Source organism: Paractinoplanes durhamensis (assembly GCF_016862175.1).
In the GTDB taxonomy this organism is placed as follows: domain Bacteria; phylum Actinomycetota; class Actinomycetes; order Mycobacteriales; family Micromonosporaceae; genus Actinoplanes; species Actinoplanes durhamensis.
In genome coordinates this window covers 42548-59911 of record NZ_BOML01000050.1, presented here as the reverse complement: position 1 = coordinate 59911, position 17364 = coordinate 42548, and the positions used below count along the sequence as shown (strand labels likewise).

General features: G+C 72.0%; 17 protein-coding genes. 12 read left to right on the top strand and 5 right to left on the bottom strand.

Features of this window, described 5'->3' with window-relative positions; all coding sequences use genetic code 11:
* From Adu01nite_RS30435 to Adu01nite_RS30405, 7 genes are all read left to right on the top strand, one after another.
* Nucleotides 1–1773, top strand: a complete 1773-nt coding sequence (locus tag Adu01nite_RS30435; protein ID WP_203731825.1) for an ABC transporter ATP-binding protein — start codon at nucleotides 1–3, stop codon at nucleotides 1771–1773.
* Nucleotides 1751–3541: an ABC transporter ATP-binding protein gene (locus tag Adu01nite_RS30430; RefSeq protein ID WP_203731823.1), complete on the top strand. Its 1791-nt coding sequence runs from the start codon at nucleotides 1751–1753 to the stop codon at nucleotides 3539–3541. The genes Adu01nite_RS30435 and Adu01nite_RS30430 overlap by 23 nt, the downstream gene beginning before the upstream one ends.
* Nucleotides 3538–4587 carry an LLM class flavin-dependent oxidoreductase gene (locus Adu01nite_RS30425; RefSeq protein WP_203731821.1) on the top strand — a complete coding sequence of 350 codons (1050 nt, stop codon included), beginning with the start codon at nucleotides 3538–3540 and terminating at the stop codon, nucleotides 4585–4587. Before Adu01nite_RS30430 ends, Adu01nite_RS30425 begins: the two co-directional genes overlap by 4 nt.
* An 85-nt stretch (nucleotides 4588–4672) precedes the next feature.
* The gene (locus Adu01nite_RS30420; protein ID WP_203732154.1) at nucleotides 4673–5563 is read left to right on the top strand and encodes an ABC transporter ATP-binding protein; all 891 of its coding nucleotides are present in this window, start codon (nucleotides 4673–4675) and stop codon (nucleotides 5561–5563) included.
* Nucleotides 5560–7140: an ABC transporter permease gene (locus Adu01nite_RS30415; protein ID WP_203731819.1), complete on the top strand. Its 1581-nt coding sequence runs from the start codon at nucleotides 5560–5562 to the stop codon at nucleotides 7138–7140. The genes Adu01nite_RS30420 and Adu01nite_RS30415 overlap by 4 nt, the downstream gene beginning before the upstream one ends.
* Before the next feature lies 1 nt (nucleotide 7141).
* Entirely contained in the window at nucleotides 7142–7744 is a 603-nt protein-coding gene (locus Adu01nite_RS30410; protein WP_203731817.1) for a TetR/AcrR family transcriptional regulator, read from the top strand.
* A gap of 66 nt (nucleotides 7745–7810) precedes the next feature.
* Entirely contained in the window at nucleotides 7811–8806 is a 996-nt protein-coding gene (locus Adu01nite_RS30405) for a cation diffusion facilitator family transporter (RefSeq protein WP_203731815.1), read from the top strand.
* Here Adu01nite_RS30405 and Adu01nite_RS30400 read toward each other — a convergent pair.
* Together Adu01nite_RS30400 and Adu01nite_RS30395 are read right to left on the bottom strand one after the other, a co-directional pair.
* The gene (locus tag Adu01nite_RS30400; RefSeq protein ID WP_203731813.1) at nucleotides 8758–9858 is read right to left on the bottom strand and encodes a hypothetical protein; all 1101 of its coding nucleotides are present in this window, start codon (nucleotides 9856–9858) and stop codon (nucleotides 8758–8760) included. The two genes, Adu01nite_RS30405 and Adu01nite_RS30400, sit on opposite strands and share 49 nt — an antisense overlap.
* A complete protein-coding gene (locus tag Adu01nite_RS30395; protein WP_203732152.1) occupies nucleotides 9855–10187 on the bottom strand; it encodes a PadR family transcriptional regulator in 333 nt (110 codons plus the stop codon). The genes Adu01nite_RS30400 and Adu01nite_RS30395 overlap by 4 nt, the downstream gene beginning before the upstream one ends.
* A 100-nt stretch (nucleotides 10188–10287) precedes the next feature.
* Between Adu01nite_RS30395 and Adu01nite_RS30390 the strand changes: the two genes are divergently transcribed.
* Nucleotides 10288–11157 carry an alpha/beta fold hydrolase gene (locus Adu01nite_RS30390; protein WP_203731811.1) on the top strand — a complete coding sequence of 290 codons (870 nt, stop codon included), beginning with the start codon at nucleotides 10288–10290 and terminating at the stop codon, nucleotides 11155–11157.
* A 383-nt stretch (nucleotides 11158–11540) separates the two neighbouring features.
* Here Adu01nite_RS30390 and Adu01nite_RS30385 read toward each other — a convergent pair whose 3' ends face one another.
* Nucleotides 11541–12107, bottom strand: a complete 567-nt coding sequence (locus tag Adu01nite_RS30385; protein WP_203731809.1) for an NADPH-dependent FMN reductase — start codon at nucleotides 12105–12107, stop codon at nucleotides 11541–11543.
* A gap of 130 nt (nucleotides 12108–12237) precedes the next feature.
* On the opposite strand from Adu01nite_RS30385, the gene Adu01nite_RS30380 reads away from it, so the two are divergent.
* Both Adu01nite_RS30380 and Adu01nite_RS30375 read left to right on the top strand, forming a co-directional pair.
* Nucleotides 12238–12582, top strand: coding sequence for an ArsR/SmtB family transcription factor (locus tag Adu01nite_RS30380; protein ID WP_203731807.1), 345 nt, complete (start codon nucleotides 12238–12240; stop codon nucleotides 12580–12582).
* Nucleotides 12583–12591: 9 nt separating this feature from the next.
* Complete coding sequence (locus Adu01nite_RS30375) at nucleotides 12592–13224, top strand: SRPBCC family protein (protein ID WP_203731805.1); 633 nt, start codon at nucleotides 12592–12594, stop codon at nucleotides 13222–13224.
* On the opposite strand, the gene Adu01nite_RS48580 is transcribed toward Adu01nite_RS30375, so the two are convergent.
* The gene (locus Adu01nite_RS48580) at nucleotides 13209–15080 is read right to left on the bottom strand and encodes an AfsR/SARP family transcriptional regulator (RefSeq protein WP_203731802.1); all 1872 of its coding nucleotides are present in this window, start codon (nucleotides 15078–15080) and stop codon (nucleotides 13209–13211) included. The two genes, Adu01nite_RS30375 and Adu01nite_RS48580, sit on opposite strands and share 16 nt — an antisense overlap.
* Nucleotides 15081–15215: 135 nt before the next feature.
* On the opposite strand from Adu01nite_RS48580, the gene Adu01nite_RS30365 reads away from it, so the two are divergent.
* Nucleotides 15216–15764, top strand: coding sequence for an RICIN domain-containing protein (locus tag Adu01nite_RS30365; protein WP_203731800.1), 549 nt, complete (start codon nucleotides 15216–15218; stop codon nucleotides 15762–15764).
* 51 nt (nucleotides 15765–15815) lie between these two features.
* Nucleotides 15816–16643 carry an SDR family oxidoreductase gene (locus tag Adu01nite_RS30360; protein WP_203731798.1) on the top strand — a complete coding sequence of 276 codons (828 nt, stop codon included), beginning with the start codon at nucleotides 15816–15818 and terminating at the stop codon, nucleotides 16641–16643.
* On the opposite strand, the gene Adu01nite_RS30355 is transcribed toward Adu01nite_RS30360, so the two are convergent.
* Nucleotides 16644–17099 carry a hypothetical protein gene (locus tag Adu01nite_RS30355; RefSeq protein WP_203731796.1) on the bottom strand — a complete coding sequence of 152 codons (456 nt, stop codon included), beginning with the start codon at nucleotides 17097–17099 and terminating at the stop codon, nucleotides 16644–16646.
* Between the last annotated feature and the right edge of the window lie 265 nt (nucleotides 17100–17364).

Sequence of the window (17364 nt, the reverse complement as noted above, 5' to 3'; positions counted from 1 at the left end):
ATGGCGGCACAGTTCGCGGGCGCCCGCGCCCACCCCGGCCCGGCCCTGGTCGCCACGGTCACCGGCCTGATCAACGGCGCGACGATGGTGGTCGGGGCGGCCGCGATCGGCTGGTCCACCGACCACCTCGTGGTCCCGGCCCTCTCCGGTTCGCCGGTCCCGGCGAGTGCCTGGTGGATCAGCGCGGCGCTGGTCCTGGGCATCTCGGCGATCCGGTGGACCACCATCTTCATCCGCGGGATCGCCACCGGCCGGGTCCAGTACCGTGCCCAGGCCGAGACCCGCCGCGCGGTGGTGCGCCGCTACCTGGAGCTCGACCTGGGCTGGCACCGGCGCCGATCGCCCGGCCAGCTGCTCGCCCACGCGGTGTCCGACGTGGACGCACTCTGGTCACCCATGCAGTTCGCGTACTTCGCGGTCGGCATGGTCTTCATGCTCGTCCTCGCCCTGATCGAGCTGTTCCGCCGCGACCTCGTCCTCGGCCTGGTCGGCCTGGCCCTGGTGGCCGGCGTCCTCGCGCTCAACGTCCGCTACCAGCGGCTGCTGGCACCGCGGGCCCGGGCCGCCCAGGCCGCCCGCGGCACCCTCGGCGGCGTCGCGCACGAGTCGATCGAGGGTGGCCGGGTGGTGCGCAGCCTCGGCCTCACCGACGCCGAGGACGCCCGGTTCGCGCCGGCCGTCGAGCGGCTGCGCACGGCCGACATGCGGATGGCCACGGTCAGCTCGGTCTTCGACCCGCTGCTGGAACTGCTGCCGACCGTGGCCGTGCTGGTCGTACTGGCGGTCGGCGCACCCCGGGTGGGCAGCGGCGAACTCAGCGTCGGTGACCTGGTCGGCGTCGTCTACCTGCTGATCACCGTGTCCATCCCGCTCAACGTGATCAGCCGCTTCCTGTCCATGCTGCCGATGTCCGGAGCCGGCCGGGAACGGGTGCACGCCGTGCTCGACCACCCGGACGTGGTGCGCTTCGGCGAGCGGCGGCTGCGCGCGGTGCGCCCGCTGCGGGTCGAGGTCCGCGACGCCGGCGTCACCCGGCAGGACCGGCGCATCCTCGACGCCGCCGGCCTGGTGCTCGACCCCGGCACCATCACCGTCGTGGTCGGCGCCGTCGGCGCGGGCAAGACCACCCTGCTCGACCTGGCCGCCGGGCAGAGCCACCCGACCGACGGCACCGTGCTGTTCGACGGCGAGGACGTGCGCGACCTGGCCCGCGGCGCGGTGCCGGAGAACGTCGCGGTGGTGTCGCAGAGCCCGTTCCTGTTCGCCGAGTCGGTGCGCGACAACCTGACCCTGGCCGGGCACCCCCGGCAGAAACGCCGCTACACCGACCGGGAACTGTGGCGGGCGCTGCACGTCGCGGCGGCCGACGACGTGGTCCGCGGCCTGCCCGGCGGCCTCGACACGATCGTCGGGGAGCGCGGCGCCACCCTCTCCGGCGGCCAGCGCCAGCGGCTCTGCATCGCCCGCGCGGTGCTGCGCGAACCCCGGCTGCTGGTCCTCGACGACGCCACCTCCGCCCTCGACCCGCGGGTCGAACGGCAGGTGCTCGACGGCCTGGCCCGGCTGGTCGCCGACGGCGGCCCGACCGTGCTGGTCACCACCAACCGGCCGGGCGCCGTCGCCCTCGCCGACCAGGTGGTCCTCGTCCGGGCCGGCCGGATCGCCGCCACCGGCACCCCGGCCGAGCTGGCCGCGGTCGCCGAGTACCGCCGGATCGTGACCGCCTACCAGCACCCCGAGGAGGCCGGCGATGACCGCTCCCGCGCATCCTGAACTGCTCGCCGACCTCAGCGCGGCCGGGCCGCGCACGCTGATCCGCACCGCCGTGCGGGTCTCTCCGTCGCTGCGGCAGGGCCTGGCCGTCACCGCCGGCCTGGCACTGCTGGCCGGCGCGGGCCGGATCATCGCGCCGCTCACCATCCAGCACGCGATCGACGCCGGCCTCGCACCGCCCACCGTGGTGCGGTCGGTGGCGTTCGGCGCCGCGGCGGTCGTGGTGGCCGGCGCGTCGTCGATGGTGCTCAACCGGCGGCTGCAGGAGCGCATCGAGCACGCCCTCGCCGGGGTGCGCCGGGCCGGCCTGCGCCGGGTGCACGACATGGCCGCGCACACCGCCGACCGGGTGCCCAGCGCCGACCTGGTGTCCCGGCTGACCAGCGACGTCGACCAGGTCACCACGTTCCTGCAGGGCGGCGGCATCCAGTTCGTCACCAACGCCGCCCAGCTGCTCATCGCCCTGGTGATCATGAGTGTGTTCAGCTGGCAGCTCGCGCTGCCGGTGGTGGTGATCGCCGGGCTGCTGCTGGTGGTCATGATGCTCATGCAGCGGCTGATCGCCCGCCGCTACGACCGGGCCCGGCGCGACCTGGCCCGGCTGCAGACCGCGGTGTCCGAGTCGGTGCTCGGCGCGCCGGTGATCCGCTCCACCGGCACCGGCGAGCGCGCCCGGGGGAAGCTCGACGAGGCCGTCGACCGGGCCCGGGACAGCCTGCTGCGGACCCTGCCGCCGCTGCACGCCAACACCTCGTTCGGCGAGCTGGCCATCTCCACGATGACCGTGTCGGTGCTGCTCGGCGGCGTCTGGTGGGCCCTCACCGGCGACCCGGCCCAGCCCCGGCTCACCGCCGGGCAGGTGGTCGCGATGGTCTTCCTGGTGACGTTCTTCGTCCGCCCGCTGCAGTTCCTGGTGCAGAGCCTGGGCGAGGCGCAGAACGCGCTCACCGGCTGGCGGCGGGCCCTCGAGCTGGTCACCACCCCCAGCGCGGTCGTGCACGACGGCGCGCCGCTGCCGGCCGGGCCGGTCGGCGTCGACGTCCGGGGCGTCTCGGCCCGCTACGGCGACGGGCCGCTCGTCCTGCACGAGGTGACCGTCCGGATCGAACCCGGCGAGCATCTCGCCGTCGTCGGCCGTACCGGCTCCGGCAAGTCCACCTTCGCGAAGCTGCTCACGCGGCGGATCGAACCGGCGACCGGCACGATCGCGCTCGGCGGCGTCGCCCTCGACGAGCTCGACGACACCTCCCTGGCCGGGCGGGTGGTGATCGTCCCGCAGGACCCGTTCCTGTTCGACGGCACGCTCGCCGCCAACATCCGGCTCGGCCGGCCCGGGGCCACCGACGCCGACCTGCTCGCCATCCTCGCCGCGCTCGGGCTGCGGGAATGGTTCGCCACCCTGCCCGACGGCCTGGCCACCGCGGTCGGGCTGCGCGGCGAGCGGCTCTCGGTCGGCGAACGGCAGCTCGTCGCCCTCGCCCGGACCTCGCTCGCCGACCCCGACCTGGTCGTCTTCGACGAGGCGACCTCCGGCATCGACCCGGCCACCGACGTCGCCGTGCAGCACGCCCTGGCCAGCCTCACCCGCGGCCGCACCACCGTCTCGATCGCGCACCGGATGATCACCGCGGAGACCGCCGGCCGGGTGCTGGTCTTCGCCGGCGGCCGGATCGTGCAGGCCGGCCCGCACCACACACTCGCCGGCGTCCCGGGCCCGTACGCGGACCTGGTCGCCGCCTGGAACCGGCACACCGGAGGGCAATCATGAACCGACTCGGCTTCAACACCCGGGTGTCCTTCCCGACCGGGGAGGCGGCCCGCGGCCTGCGCGAGGGCATCGAGCTGTTCCGCGCGGCCGAACAGCTCGGCTACCAGTCCGGCTGGGCCTACCAGCGGCACTTCGACAACTACCTGTCGTCCCCGCTGCCATTCTTCGCCGCGGCCGGCCAGCACACCAGCCGGATCACTCTCGGCAGCGCGGTCATCCCGGCCCGCTACCAGGATCCGGTGCTGCTCGCCGAGGCGGCCGGCACCGCCGACCTGCTGATCGGCGGCCGGCTGCACCTCGCCTTCTCCAGCGGGACCGACGCCTGGGACGACGTCTTCGGGCCGGTCGCCACCGACGCCCGCACCGAGGGGCAGCGCCGGCTGGCCCGCTTCCTGGCCGGGGTGGCGGGGGAGACCCTGCACACCGTCACCGAACGTAGGGGCATCGGCGGCCCGCCGCCCGGCACCGAGCTGAAGGTGACCCCGCACAGCCCCGGCCTGCGCGACCGGATCTGGTACGGCTCCGGCAGCATCGCCTCCGCGGTGACCGCCGCCGGCCAGGGCCTGCGCCTGATCACCGGCACGATCCTGCACGACGTACCCGCGGGCGTGTCCTTCCCGGCCCACCAGGCGAACCTGATCGCCGCCTACCGCGACGCCTGGATCGCCGCCCACGACACGACGCCCCCGCCGGTCGCGGTCGCCGCGTCGATCCTGCCCGGCACCACCCCGGTGCTGCGGCGGGCCTACGCGGAGTACGACCTGGACCGCCGGACGAACGGCCCGGCTGCGTCCCGCCCGCGCGGCGCGCTCGAACCGACCCTCTCCGCCGACCTGCCGACCGGGATGCTGATGAGCCCGGTCCACCACGGCGAACCGGCCGCGGTGGCCGACGCGGTCCTGGCCGACCCCGGCCTGACGGCGGCCGACGAGGTGGTGCTCTTCCTGCCGCCCGCCTTCGGCCTGGCCGCCAACATCCGCCTGCTCACCGACCTGGCCGAGACCGTCGCCCCCAAGCTCGGTTGGGTTCCCGACACATTTCATTGAGCGTTGACTTCAACGGCTGATGAATTTACCGTACGAGGTGAACTCATCAACCGTTGAAATCGTGCTCACCCGGGAAGGCGTCGTCATGAGCTCGTCGGTCATTCACGTGGAAGGTCTGGTCAAGTCGTTCGGATCGTTCCGGGCCCTGGACGGTCTGGATCTCACCGTCGCCCAGGGCGAGGTGCACGGGTTCCTGGGGCCCAACGGGGCCGGGAAGTCCACCACCATCCGGGTGCTCCTGGGGCTGCTGCGCGCCAACGCCGGGCAGGTGCGGGTGCTCGGCGGCGACCCGTGGAAGGACGTGGTGAGCCTGCACCGGCGGCTCGCCTACGTGCCCGGCGACGTCACCCTGTGGCCGGGCATGACCGGCGGCGAGGCGATCGACCTGCTCGGCAAGCTGCGCGGCGGCCTCGACGAGCCGCGGCGCAAAGAGCTGATCGAGCGGTTCGACCTCGACCCGACCAAGCGCGGCCGGCAGTATTCGAAGGGCAACCGGCAGAAGGTCGCGCTGATCGCCGCGCTCGCCTCCGACGTGGACCTGCTGATCCTCGACGAGCCGACCTCCGGGCTCGACCCGCTGATGGAGGCGATCTTCCAGGAGGAGATCGCCAAGGAGAAGGCCCGCGGCCGCAGCGTCCTGCTGTCCAGCCACATCCTGAGCGAGGCCGAGGCGCTCGCCGACCGGATCAGCATCATCCGGGCCGGCCAGGTCGTCGAGACCGGCACCCTCGACCAGCTGCGGCACCGCACCCGCACCACCATCCACGCCGTCTTCGCCGAGCCGCCCGCCGACCTGGCCGACCTGCGCTTCATCCACGACGCGCGGCTGGCCGACGGCCGGTTCACCGGCGCCGTCGACCACGACCAGCTCAGCGCCGCGATGGCCGAGCTGAGCCGGCACCCGCTCACCTCGCTGACCGTGGCACCGCCGTCGCTCGAGGAGCTCTTCCTGCGGCAGTACGGGGATGCGGCATGAACCAGACCCTGACCGGCGCGCCCCCGCTGCTGCGCGCCGCCCTCAAACAGGACGTCCGCAACATCGGCCCGTGGATCGTCCTGATCAGCGCCCTGTCCGCGACCTCGGTCCTGGCCTACGCCTGGGTCTTCCCCGACCTGGCCGACCGGCAGGAACTCGCCGCCACCCTCGGCTCCAACCCGGCCCTGAGCCTCATCTTCGGCGTGCCCCGCGACCTGCTCACCGCGGACGGCTTCAACGCCTGGCGGGCCGGTGCGCTCGGCACCTTCTTCGCCGCCCTGATGACCACCTTCATCGTGATCCGCAACAGCCGCGCCGACGAGGACTCCGGCCAGGCCGAGCTGCTCGCCTCCGGGGTGATGGGCCGGCAGACCCGGCTCGCCGTCGCGCTGATCATGGCGGTGCAGGCGTCGATCGGGCTCGGCATCGTGTCCTGGCTGCTCACCATCGCCTGCGGCGGCGGCCTGCTGAATTCGCTCGCGCTGTCCGCGACGTACACCGCCTCGGGCATCATGTTCGCCGGTGTGGCCGCGGTGGCCGCGCAGATCGGCTCGGACGCCCGCACCGCGAACAGCATCGCGGTCGCCACCATCGGCATCGCCTACATCGTCCGCGGCTACATCGACGCCAGTCAGACCGGCGAGTGGGCGACCTGGCTGACCCCGTTCGGCTGGCTCGAGGAGGTGCGCCCGGCCAGCGGCAACAACGCCTGGCCGCTGCTGCTCGCGGTCGCCTTCGCGATCGTGCTCGCCCGGGTCGCGCTGATCCTGCACGGGCGCCGCGACTTCGGCCTCGGCATGATCGCCCCGCGGCCCGGCCCGGCCCGCGCCGGCGCGGTCGCCTCGGTGTGGGGGCTGGCGCTGCGGATCAACCGCGGCCCGCTGATCTCCTGGCTGATCGCCTTCGCCGGCCTCGGCACCGTGTTCGGCTTCCTGGCCACCAGCGTCGGCGACGTCCTCGGGAACAGCCCGCTGGTCCAGTCGAACGCCACCACCGAGGCCGGGCTGATCTTCGCGTTCATCGTGACGATCCTGCAGCTGGCCGGCATCATCGCGTCGGTCTTCGGTGTGCAGATCGTCATGCGGATCTACGCCGAGGAGGTCGCCTACCGGGTCGAGCCGGTCCTCGCCGGTTCGCTGAGCCGGGCGAAATACCTGGCCAGCAACGCGATCATCGCCTTCCTGGCGCCGGCCGCCGCGCTGCTGATCGCGGGCACGGTGATCGGCCTGATCGCCGCGGCCGCCGAACCGGGCCTCGCCGCCGGCGACGTCGTCCGGCAGGCCCTCGCCACCGTCCCGGCGGTGTGGACGATCGTCGCGGTGTCGCTCGCGACCGTCGGCGCGCGGCCGCAGGTGCGGCTGGCCGGGTGGCTCGCGGTCGTGGTCACCTTCGCGCTGACCCTGCTCGGGCCACTCTTCAAGCTGTGGGACTGGATCCTCGGCATCAGCCCGCTGTGGCACGTCCCGAACGTCACGGTCGCCGCCCCCGGCTGGGCCGGCCTCGCCGGGGTCGGGCTGGTCGCCGTCCTGCTGACCGTCGTCGCGTTCGCCGGGTTCCGCCGCCGCGACGTCATCTGACATGGCCGGCCGCACCGGGCGCCGACCAGGCGACACGTCCACGCGCGACCAGATCCTGGCCGCCGCCCGGGAAGCCTTCGCGGAGAAGGGCTACGACGGCGCCTCGATCCGCGGCATCGCGGCCGGCGCCGGGGTCGACCCGGCGCTGGTGCACCACTACTTCGGCACCAAGGACAAGCTGTTCCTGGCCGGCATGAACGTCCCGATCGACCTGGACGCGCTGGTGAAGCAGGTCCTCGGCGCACCTCGCGACGAGGTCGGTGTCCGGCTCGTGCGGGCCATGGTCGGCGTCTGGGACTCGCCGGCCGGCGCCTCCGCGGTGGCCGTGCTGCGGTCGGCGATGAGCAACGTGGAGATCGCCCGGATGATGCGCGAGTTCATCGTCTCCCAGCTGCTCAGCCGGGTGATCGCCGGGCTCGGCATCGACCGGGCGGAGGCGCCGCTGCGGACCGCCCTGGTCCTGTCCCAGGTGGTGGGGGTGGCGGTGACCCGGCACGTCCTGCACCTGGATCCGATCGCGTCCATCGACGCCGAGCAGCTGGTGGCCGCGATCGGCCCGACCGTGCAGCGCTATCTGACCGGCGACGTGCTACCGCCAAGGTGACGTTACTGCAGCTCATTGGCAGTTACCCTGTTGTCGCATGCCTAGTCCGGGGCCTATCGTGGGGCCATGGCTGAGCATCGGCACCACCACGGCCTCCGGCCGCACTCGCACGACAGCGCGGACAAGGTCGATTCGGCGCTCGAAGCGTCCCGCGACGGCATGCGGGCGCTGTGGATCTCGCTCGCCGGGCTCGGTCTGACCGCGGCCCTGCAGGCGCTGATCGTGGTGTTCTCCGGCTCGGTGGCGCTGCTCGGCGACACCCTGCACAACGTGGCCGACGCGCTGACCGCCGTGCCGCTCGGGATCGCGTTCTGGCTCGGGCGGCGGGCCGCCACCCGGGCGTACACCTACGGTTTCGGCCGGGCCGAAGACCTCGCCGGCGTCATCATCGTGCTGGTCATCGCCGGGTCGTCGGTCGCCGCCGCCTGGTTCGCGGTCGACCGGCTGGTCGACCCGCGGGAGATGACGCACCTGCCGTGGGTCCTCGTGGCCGGGGTCATCGGGTTTTTCGGCAACGAGATCGTCGCCCGCTACCGGATCGCGGTCGGGCGGCGGATCGGCTCGGCCGCGCTGGTCGCCGATGGGCTGCACGCCCGCACCGACGGGTTCACCTCGCTCGCCGTCGTGCTCGCCGCGGGCGGGGCCTGGCTCGGGTGGCGCTGGGCCGACCCGGTCGCCGGGCTGCTGATCACGGTGGCGATCGCGTTCGTTCTCAAGGATGCGGCCCGCGAGGTCTACCGCCGCCTGATGGACCGGGTCGATCCTTCGCTTGTCGACCGGGCGGAGCAGGCGCTACGGGCCGTTCCCGGCGTGCATGGGGTCTCCGGGCTCCGACTGCGCTGGATCGGGCATCGGCTGCACGCCGAGGCCGCGGTCGTCGTCGACGCCGACCTCAGCCTGCTCGCCGCGCACGAGATCGCCGCCGACGCCGAGCATCAACTCACCCATCAGGTGGCCCGGCTGACCAGCGTCACCGTCCACGTCGACCCGGCCAGCCACCCCGGTCCCGAGCATCACGGCGACCTCTCCCACGAGCGTCGCCACCGGCTCGCGGCTATCTGAGACACCTCCTCGGCCGGGCGCCGGGCGGCGGCGGCCGCGATCAGGGCCACGGCGATCAGGACGGCGCCGAGTTGGCCGCAGCCGAAGCCGTACGTCAACGACAGGGTCCAGAAGGGTTTGCCGGGTGGGCCGTCGGAGTGCATCTGGTAGCCGAGGATCAGGAAGCCCAGCAGGGCCTGCGGCAGTAGCAGGACCAGGGCGAATACCGCTGACACGGCGGCTGTTGCGCGGGCGGGGGTGTGGCCGGACTCGGTGCGGCGGCTCGCCCAGCCGGTCAGCAGCCAGCCGATCAACGCGCCGGTCAGCAGGCCCAGCGCGCCGGCCGCGGTGACGTAGCCGGGGGTCAGGCGGTCCAGGGTGGCGGTCACGTAGAACGAACCCCGCGGGGTGTCCACCACGTCCGTCGTGGGCTCGATCGTCAGGGCCAGGCCGTCGCGGGTCGCGGTGAAACGGCGGCCGGTGTCGTCCACCTCGCCGGTGGCGATCGTCGTCGCGCCGGTCACCTCGGCCGGGCCGACCTGCCAGCCCGCCTTCACCAAGCGGCCCTCGGTCGTGGCCGTCCAGGTGCGGAAGTCGCCGGGCAGGAAATATGGCTCGGGGGCGATCGTCACCGTGGCGAACTCGAAGTCCTCGTCGTGGCCCTGCAGCAGCACTTCGGCGGTATTTCGCTCGCCCACGTCGAAGAACAGGCCGGTGCCGTTGGGCTCCGCTGTGGTGGGGTGGCTGGGGAAGACGGTGTCGGAGATCTCCGCCAAGGCTGTGCCGGTGGGGTAGCCGGGGACCAGCTCCCAGGCTGCTCTTGTTGCGGCGGCCGCGCCGATGAAGCCGGCGGTCAGGGCGATCAAGGTGGCCAGCACCACGACGGCTCGGCCGCCGGGGCGGCCCAGCCGGGCGCGCATGCCGTGCCGCAGCAGGTTCGCGGTCTCTCTCGCCGTGGGGTGGTTCCGGGTTGCCGGTGCGGCGTCCAGGAGGGTGTCGAGCAGCTCCGTCCGGCGGTGGCCGGGCGGGTAGGCCCTGAGCAGCAGGCGGTACTGCTTTGCCAGGCGGGTCATGCGGTCGCCGGGCCCGGGTTTCGGCGGCGGCCCTCAAGCTGCCGGCCGGCGGTGCGGGCGTTTGCGGCCAGACGGGCGGCCTCCGTGTTCAGGGCGGCGGCGCCGTGGTCGGTCAGGCGGTAGTAGCGGCGGTCTCGGCCGTCCACCTTCTCGTCCCGGTCGACCTCCAGCAGGCCCTCGGCGTGCAGGCGGTCCAGTGCTGCGTACAGCGTTCCGGCCTGCAGCGTTACCTGGCCCTCGGACAGGGCGGTGACCTCCTGGATGATCCCGTAGCCGTGCCGCGGGGAACGGGCCAGGGCGGTCAGGATCCAGAACGTGGGTTCGCGCATGGGCTTCGCCATGGTTCGCAATATAAAGATGATCTGACTATCGGTCAATCGGGGTGGTGCGCGAGGATGGGGCTGTTGCGGTCCGGTGGAGGGAGTTGCGGTGGCTGAGGTTCGCGCCAACGGGGTCGACATCTGGTACGAGACTGTCGGCGATCCTGGGGATCCTGCTCTGCTGCTTGTCATGGGGCTCGGGGCGCAGCTGATCGACTGGCCGGCGGGGTTTGTCGAGCAGTTGGCGGGGCGGGGGTTCTACGTCGTTCTCTTTGACAACCGGGATTCGGGGTTGTCCACCGGGTTTGATGAATTGGGCGTTCCTGATGTGCCGGGGATTCTGGCGGGGGATCGGTCTTCCGTGGGCTATCTCATCTCTGATCTTGCGGGGGATGCGGCGGGGTTGCTCAAAGAGCTCGGGATCTCCCGGGCCCATGTGGTGGGGGCTTCGATGGGCGGGATGATCGCTCAGCAGCTTCTGCTCGATCATCCTGAGCTGGTGGTCAGTCTCGCGTCGATCATGTCTACTACCGGGGCCCGTGGGGTTGGGCGGCCCAAGCCGGAAGCTGCTGCTGTCTTGATGCGGCCGCCGTCTGCTGATCGGGCTGAGGCTGTTGCTGGAGCTGTGGGGGCTGCTCGCGTTGTCGGGTCGCCCGGGTATCCGGCGCCTCAGGCTGAGCTTGAGCGGCGGGCGGGGGCCAAGTATGACCGCGGGTATCGGCCTGCTGGGACTCTGCGGCAGTATGCGGCTATTGTCGCCTCGCCTGATCGGACGCCGGGGCTGCGTGAGGTTTCCGCGCCGGTTGTCGTCATTCATGGGGCGGATGATCCGCTGATTCCGCTTGACGGCGGGGAAGCTACTGCTTCTGCCGTTCCTGGGGCGTCTTTGCTGGTCATTCCTGGCATGGGGCATGATCTGCCGGTTCAGTTGTGGGGGCAGATTGTTGACGCCATTGTTTCTAATGCCGGGCGGGCTTAGGGTTTGTTACAGGCCGAGGGTTTTGCTTTAAGACCGTGGGGCTTGTCTTAAGACCGTGGGGCTCTGCCCCACACCCCGGCCACGCGCTGCGGAGATCACTCTGGCGGGCGTCTTCGGGGTTTGTTTTTGGTTGGGCTTTGGTCGGGGCGGGGCTTGGGTGATCTCCTTGCGGCGGCACTTTAGGCGATCACAGCGGCGGGCGACGCGCAAGCACACCCCGCTTGCGCGCCACCCACCACTGCGATTTGGCGTCTGTGCCGCCGCAAGGAGATCACCCAAGCCAAAACCGGGGCTGTTGTTGGCCTGGCGGGGGCTGCCTTGAGCTTGTGGCCGGGCGTCTGTGCCGCCGCAAGGAGATCACCCAAGCCAAAACCGGGTGGTGGTCAGCCGCGCAGCGGCTTCAAGGTTTGGGCTACCTTTTGCAATTCGTTCAGCATTGTGGTGGCGGCCGCCTCTGTTGTTTCTGAGGGGTCGAATTTGCCGTCCACGATCTGGTTCATGACGAACGGGATGTTTACCGCCTGGGGGATCATATAGATGCTCAAGGCGTATGTTGCGGGGAGCATTGCCACCGTTGAGCGGGTTCCCGCCGAGACGCCGCCGTAGCTGACCACGCTTGCGGCCTTGTAGCGCCACTCGTTGTGCAAGTAGTCGATGGCGTTCTTCAGTGGGGCGCCGATGCTGTAGTTGTACTCGGGGATCACGAAGACGAAAGCGTCTGCGGCGGCCACCTTTTCGGCCCAGCGCTTGGTGTGGTCGTGCTGGTAGTTCGACAGGCGCGGGTGGTGGGGTTCGTCCAGCAGCGGGAGGTTCTCCTCGGCCAAGTCTGCCACCGTCACCTGGAAGCCGCCGTGGGCCTTTGCGGCGTCCACGAACCACTGCGACACCGGCAGGCCGTTGCGGCCTGGGCGGGTGCTTGCGACTACTACCAGCAGATTCAGATCGCTCACCGGGTGGATCCGTTCCTCGAGGAAAGTTGCTTAGGCAAGCAATAATACTCTGCCCGGCACGGGGAGCTGCGCAGCGGGTCTGGGTAATTAGGCAGTGGCTTATATAAGCAGTGTTTGATAGCGTGCCCCTGTGCACGCGTTCGATGTCCTGGGGGATCCGGTTCGCCGGCGCATTCTGGAGCTGCTCGTCGATGGCGAGCTCTCCTCCGGTGAGGTCACCGAGGTCATCCGGGGGGAGTTCGGCATCTCGCAACCTGCCGTCTCTCAACACCTCAAAGTGTTGCGGGACAACGGGTTTGCCACCGTGCGGCCCGTTGGTGCCCGGCGGCTCTATGCGGTTGACGACACCGCCCTGCTGGAAGCTGACGCCTGGTTGAGCCGGTTTCGCCGGTTCTGGACGCCGCACCTCGCCGCCATGGCCACCGAGGTGGCCCGCGGCAAACGACAACGACGCCTCGCCGACGAGGGGAACTGACTCATGGCCATGCCCGACGTCCGACAGCAGATCAGCAGCGTGCGGCGCACGCTCGGCAGCCGAAGCCTGGAAGCGGGGGACGCCCGCGTCTCCACGATCAGCCAGGTCTACGACACCGACATCGACGACCTCTGGACCGTCGTCACCACCGCCGAGCGGATCGAGCGCTGGTTCATGCCGGTCAGCGGTGAGCTCAAGGAGGGCGGCCACTACCAGCTCGAAGGCAATGCCGGCGGCACCGTCACCTCCTGCGACAAGCCGCGTGGCTTCGAGGCCACCTGGGAGTACGGCGGGGAGGTCAGCTGGATCACCGTGCGGCTGTCCGAGGCCGAGGGTGGGACACGGTTCGAGCTGGAGCATGTGGCGCACGTCAAGGACGAGTTCTGGGAGCAGTTCGGGCCCGGCGCCACCGGGATCGGGTGGGACTCGGGGCTGCTCGGGCTGGCCATGCATCTCGCCGATCCGGCGGCCGTGCGGCCGGGGCCGGAAGAACTGATGGCCTGGGTGGCCGAGGGGCCGGGCGCGCTGTTCATGCGGCTCAGCGCGGACGCGTGGGCCGAGGCATCCGTTGCCGACGGGGAGGACCCGGCGGTGGCCAAGGCGCGCGCCGACCGCGGCTACGCGGCCTACACCGGCGGCTGAGGCAGGAAGACCAGCCCGCTTCCGGCCGCGATCTCGTGGCTTGCGGGTTCCAGTGCGGACCGGGCGCGGTCCAGCGTGGCCTGATCGTCCAGCCGGATCGCGGCGTGGGCGGTCAGGCCCCACAGCATCTCGGTGAGCAGGTCCGGGGGAGGAGCCGGGGTCTGCCGGAGGGCGGCTCGCGCCTCATCGGCCGGTAGCAGGTGCGGGCGCGCCCATGGCTCGTACGGTCCGAAGTCGCCGTTGACGGCCGGCAGGCCGCGCCGGATCCGCAGGGTGAGGCCGGCCAGCGCGGGAAGCCCGTCCGCCAGGCCGGGCATTCCCGCGGTGTCCAGGAGTTTCGCGGCGTCCCGGTAGGCGGGCTCGGCCGCGTCCGGGTCGTCGATCGCCAGCCGCAGCGCCCGGTACCAGGTCGTGAACACCGTGACCAGGGGCAGCTCGTGCCGTTCGGCCAGCGTGTCGGCCCGGCGGGCGTGCTCGTCGGCGGCGCTCAGGTCGGCCAGCGCGCTCGCCGCCTGCATGCGGATCAGGTGGCCGAGCACCTCCGCGGTGACCAGGCCGTGCCGGGCGGCGACGCCGGCCAGCTCGGCGCCGATGGCGTCCCGTTCGGCGGCCAGGCCGGGGCGGTGCACGGTCTGCATGAACAGGCCGTTGAGGGCGAAAGTCAGCAAGGCCGGATCGTCGTGGTCGCGGGCGATGGCCACGGCCTCGGCGGCGGCGGAACGGCTGTCGTCGGTGGCCGCCTCGCCGCGGGACTCGACGGCGACGGTGGCGAGCAGCCGCGCCCGGGTCTCCGGGGCGGACGGCGTGCGCAGTGCCCGGCGGGCCGCGGCCACCACCGTTGCGGCCTGGGCGGGGTCGTCGGAGCGGGTCCAGATCGCGGGGACGTCGTAGGCGCCGATCACCCGGGCGGTCAGGGCGGGATCGTTCAGCTCCTCGGCGGCGGCGATCGCGGCGGTGCGGTGCCGGCGAGCCGCGACCAGGCCTCCGCCGCCGGTCACCGCGAGGCTGCGCAGCAGGGTGACCGTGGAGTCCAGGCGGGCCCGGGCGCCGGCGGCGACGAGCCGGTCGTAGTCGGCGGCCGCCTCGGCCCAGATCCTGCCCGTGTTTGCCGGAGTCAGGTGGGGTGCCTGGTGCAGGATGTCGGCTTCGAGCCTTCTCAGCTCCGGGGTGGGGTCGAGGCCGAGCTGGTCGGACAGCAGGGTGCGGGCGCGGCGCAGGACGGCGAGGGCGTCGGGCCGGCGGCCGGTTCGGTAGAGGGCGAGCGCGAGGAGACGCCAGGCCTGTTCGCGCCACGGGTGTTCGCCGGCGTGCGCGTCCAGGTCGGGGATCGCTCCGGCCGGGTCTCCTGCCGCCAGGCGGGCCTCGGCGAGCTGTTCGACCGCTCGCAGGCGCAGCTCGGCCAGGCGGGAACGCTCGGCGCCGGTCCACGGCTCGTCGGCGAAGTCGGCGTAGGCCGGGCCGCGCCACCAGGACAGGGCCTCGGTCAGGTGGGCCACCGCGGCGGGCGGGGTTGCGCGGACGGCGTCCTCGAAACGCCAGGCGTCGACCGCGGCGGGGGCGGCTCGCAGGGCGTAGCCGGGGCCCTCGGTGACCAGCAGGCGGGGCGGGTCCCGCGGCGTACGGTCCGGTTCAAGCGCCCGGCGCAGGGCCGCGACGAACGTGCGTACGGCCGACGTTGCTCCTGCCGGAGGCGCCACCCACAGGTCGGTGACCAGGTCGCCGACCGGGACCACCCGCCCGCGCGCGGCGATCAGCCGGGCCAGCACCGCGCGGTGGCGCGGCCCCTTCAGCGGGATCGGCGCGCCCTGGTCGTCCCAGGCCGTGACCGGGCCCAGTACGCCGAACGACACCCCCACCCGATCACCGTACCCAAGCGCTGCCCCGGAGCGCCCGACTCGCCGATGCGTATTAAACGGGTGAAAAACGGGTAAATGCCGGATATGCCGCTAGCGTGGCGGTGCTGATCTTCGGGGTGCGGGAGGTGGTCGGTGATGAAGTCCTTCTGGGGTCGCTGCGGGGTGGCGGCGCTCGTCGGAGTCGCGGTTCCCGGAGTGTTCGCGGTGCCTGTCCACGGGCAGGAGCGCGGGCTCCTCGATCTCGGCTATCAGCTGGTCAACGCCAACAGCGGCAAGTGCCTCACGGTCACCGCGGGCGGGCTCGCCGACAACGCGATCCTGATCCAGAAGCGGTGTACGCGGGACTCGTCCTACCGGTGGCGTTTCGAGAGGGCCGGCGCCGACTACCGCATCGTCAACGTCAGGAGCGGCAAGTGCCTGACCATCGCCGGGGACAGTGCCGAGGACAACGGGTTCGCGATCCAGCACGTGTGCGGCGGCGGCCCGGCCGGGCAGTGGCAGGTCAGCGGCCGCAGCCTGCTGACGTTCAAGGATGTCCAGCTGGAGAACGCGCACAGTCACAAGTGCCTGACCATCGCGGGCGGCAGCGCTGGCGAGAACGGGGTGGCCGTGCAGTACAACTGCGACGCCGAGAGCTCCCGCCGCTGGACCGCCAAGCTGACCGTCGGGCCCGCTCTGGATTAGGCCATCCGAGGGGTGCCGATCCAGTGTGGTGAGTCGGTAAGGTGCGCTCCCATGACCGATCGGATGCTCGTTGTCGGCGCGAGCGGGCACCTGGGCCGGAAAGTGGCCTCGCGGGCGATGGCGGCCGGGTGGATGGTCGTCGGCACCCGGTTCAGTTCGGCCGGTGAGCTGGGCGAGGTGCCGCTCGACATCCGCGACGCGGACGCCGTCCGCGACCTGGTCCGGCGGGTCTTCCCGAGCGTCGTGGTGCACACCGCGGCCGGCCGGGAGGACTGGCGGGTGATCGCCGACGGCGCCGCGCACGTGGCGATGGCCGCCTACGCGGTCGGCGCGCGGCTCATCCACCTGTCCAGCGAGGCGGTCTTCTCCGGCCGGGACGTGCACTACGACGAGACCGCTCAGCCCGACCCGGCCTACCTCTACGGCGCCGCGAAGGCCGCCGCCGAGACCGCGGTGCGGGCCATCGACCCGTCGGCGGTGGTGGTGCGCTCGTCGCTGATCCTCGGCGACGGCGGCGGTGCGCACGAGACCCTCACCCATGATCTGATCGCGGGCCGCCGCACCGGCGTGCTGTTCACCGACCAGATCCGCAAGCCGGTGCACGTCGACGACATCTCCGACGCGCTGATCGAGCTGGCCGACAACGACTACCACGGCGTGCTCAACGTGGCCGGCGCCGACCCGATCAGCCGCTACGACCTGGGCGTTCTCGTCGCCCGGCGGGACGGTCTCGATCCGGCGCTGATCCCGTCGGCCAGCACCACCGACATGGGCATCCCGCTGCCCGGCGACATCCGGCTCAACACCGAGCGGGCGGAGGCGCTGCTGCGCACCCGCCTGCGCGGCGTCACCGAGTTCCTGGCCTCGGTCAGCGTCTAGTCAGACCTTCTCGCGCAGTTCGCGGTAGGCCTTCCACGGGATCGACGGGCGCTGCCAGCCGCGCTTGGCCAGGTATTTCTTCGTCGTGGCGCGGCAGTCGCGGACGGTGCGGATCGGGTCGGTCAGGCTTGGCCTGCTGCCGCCGGCCGGCTCGATCAGGCGCTCCGGCAGCAGCAGCCAGCCGCTGCCGTCGGACTTCAGGCTGCCGGCGACGACCGCGCTGTGCAGATTCGCCAGCTGGTCGTCGTGCCGGTGCACGAGCAGGCTCCCGCGGCCTTCGGCCACCGCAACATCGTCCGGCACGGCCACCCGGTAACCGCCGGCCTCCGCGGCCGCCGTCGTGCGGAGCAGGATCGGGGCGCCGCCGGCATCCTTCGCGGCAAGAACCATTGATGTGTACGCGGTGAGGACCTCCCCGCCGATCAGGGCACCTCCCGCCTCCCGCGCGGAAAGCACGGGTGCCGGCGTCGGCCGGGCTCGCGAGGTGATCTCGTGCCGTCGGAGCGGGAGATCCCCGAGGTCGGCCAGGCCAGCGGGGTGCCGTCCTTTGCCAGGGTGACCAGTTCACACGTGCGGTAGGCATTGATCGTCGCGTCCAGCGCGGACCCGCGCACGAGTGGCCCCAGCGATTTCGGCATCCCGGCATCCTATTGATCCACATGCCACCCGTGTTACGAACAACCATCGACGGCTGGTTAGATCCATCCACCCCGCCGACAAG

Bases quoted from the DNA above. Each gene is read 5' to 3' on its own strand.
- Adu01nite_RS30435 (WP_203731825.1), top strand. From the start codon at position 1: ATGGCGGCACAGTTCGCGGGCGCCCGCGCCCACCCCGGCCCGGCCCTG.
- Adu01nite_RS30430 (WP_203731823.1), top strand. From the start codon at position 1,751: ATGACCGCTCCCGCGCATCCTGAACTGCTCGCCGACCTCAGCGCGGCC.
- Adu01nite_RS30425 (WP_203731821.1), top strand. From the start codon at position 3,538: ATGAACCGACTCGGCTTCAACACCCGGGTGTCCTTCCCGACCGGGGAG.
- Adu01nite_RS30420 (WP_203732154.1), top strand. From the start codon at position 4,673: ATGAGCTCGTCGGTCATTCACGTGGAAGGTCTGGTCAAGTCGTTCGGA.
- Adu01nite_RS30415 (WP_203731819.1), top strand. From the start codon at position 5,560: ATGAACCAGACCCTGACCGGCGCGCCCCCGCTGCTGCGCGCCGCCCTC.
- Adu01nite_RS30410 (WP_203731817.1), top strand. From the start codon at position 7,142: ATGGCCGGCCGCACCGGGCGCCGACCAGGCGACACGTCCACGCGCGAC.
- Adu01nite_RS30405 (WP_203731815.1), top strand. From the start codon at position 7,811: ATGGCTGAGCATCGGCACCACCACGGCCTCCGGCCGCACTCGCACGAC.
- Adu01nite_RS30400 (WP_203731813.1), bottom strand. From the start codon at position 9,858: ATGACCCGCCTGGCAAAGCAGTACCGCCTGCTGCTCAGGGCCTACCCG.
- Adu01nite_RS30395 (WP_203732152.1), bottom strand. From the start codon at position 10,187: ATGCGCGAACCCACGTTCTGGATCCTGACCGCCCTGGCCCGTTCCCCG.
- Adu01nite_RS30375 (WP_203731805.1), top strand. From the start codon at position 12,592: ATGCCCGACGTCCGACAGCAGATCAGCAGCGTGCGGCGCACGCTCGGC.
- Adu01nite_RS30365 (WP_203731800.1), top strand. From the start codon at position 15,216: ATGAAGTCCTTCTGGGGTCGCTGCGGGGTGGCGGCGCTCGTCGGAGTC.
- Adu01nite_RS30360 (WP_203731798.1), top strand. From the start codon at position 15,816: ATGACCGATCGGATGCTCGTTGTCGGCGCGAGCGGGCACCTGGGCCGG.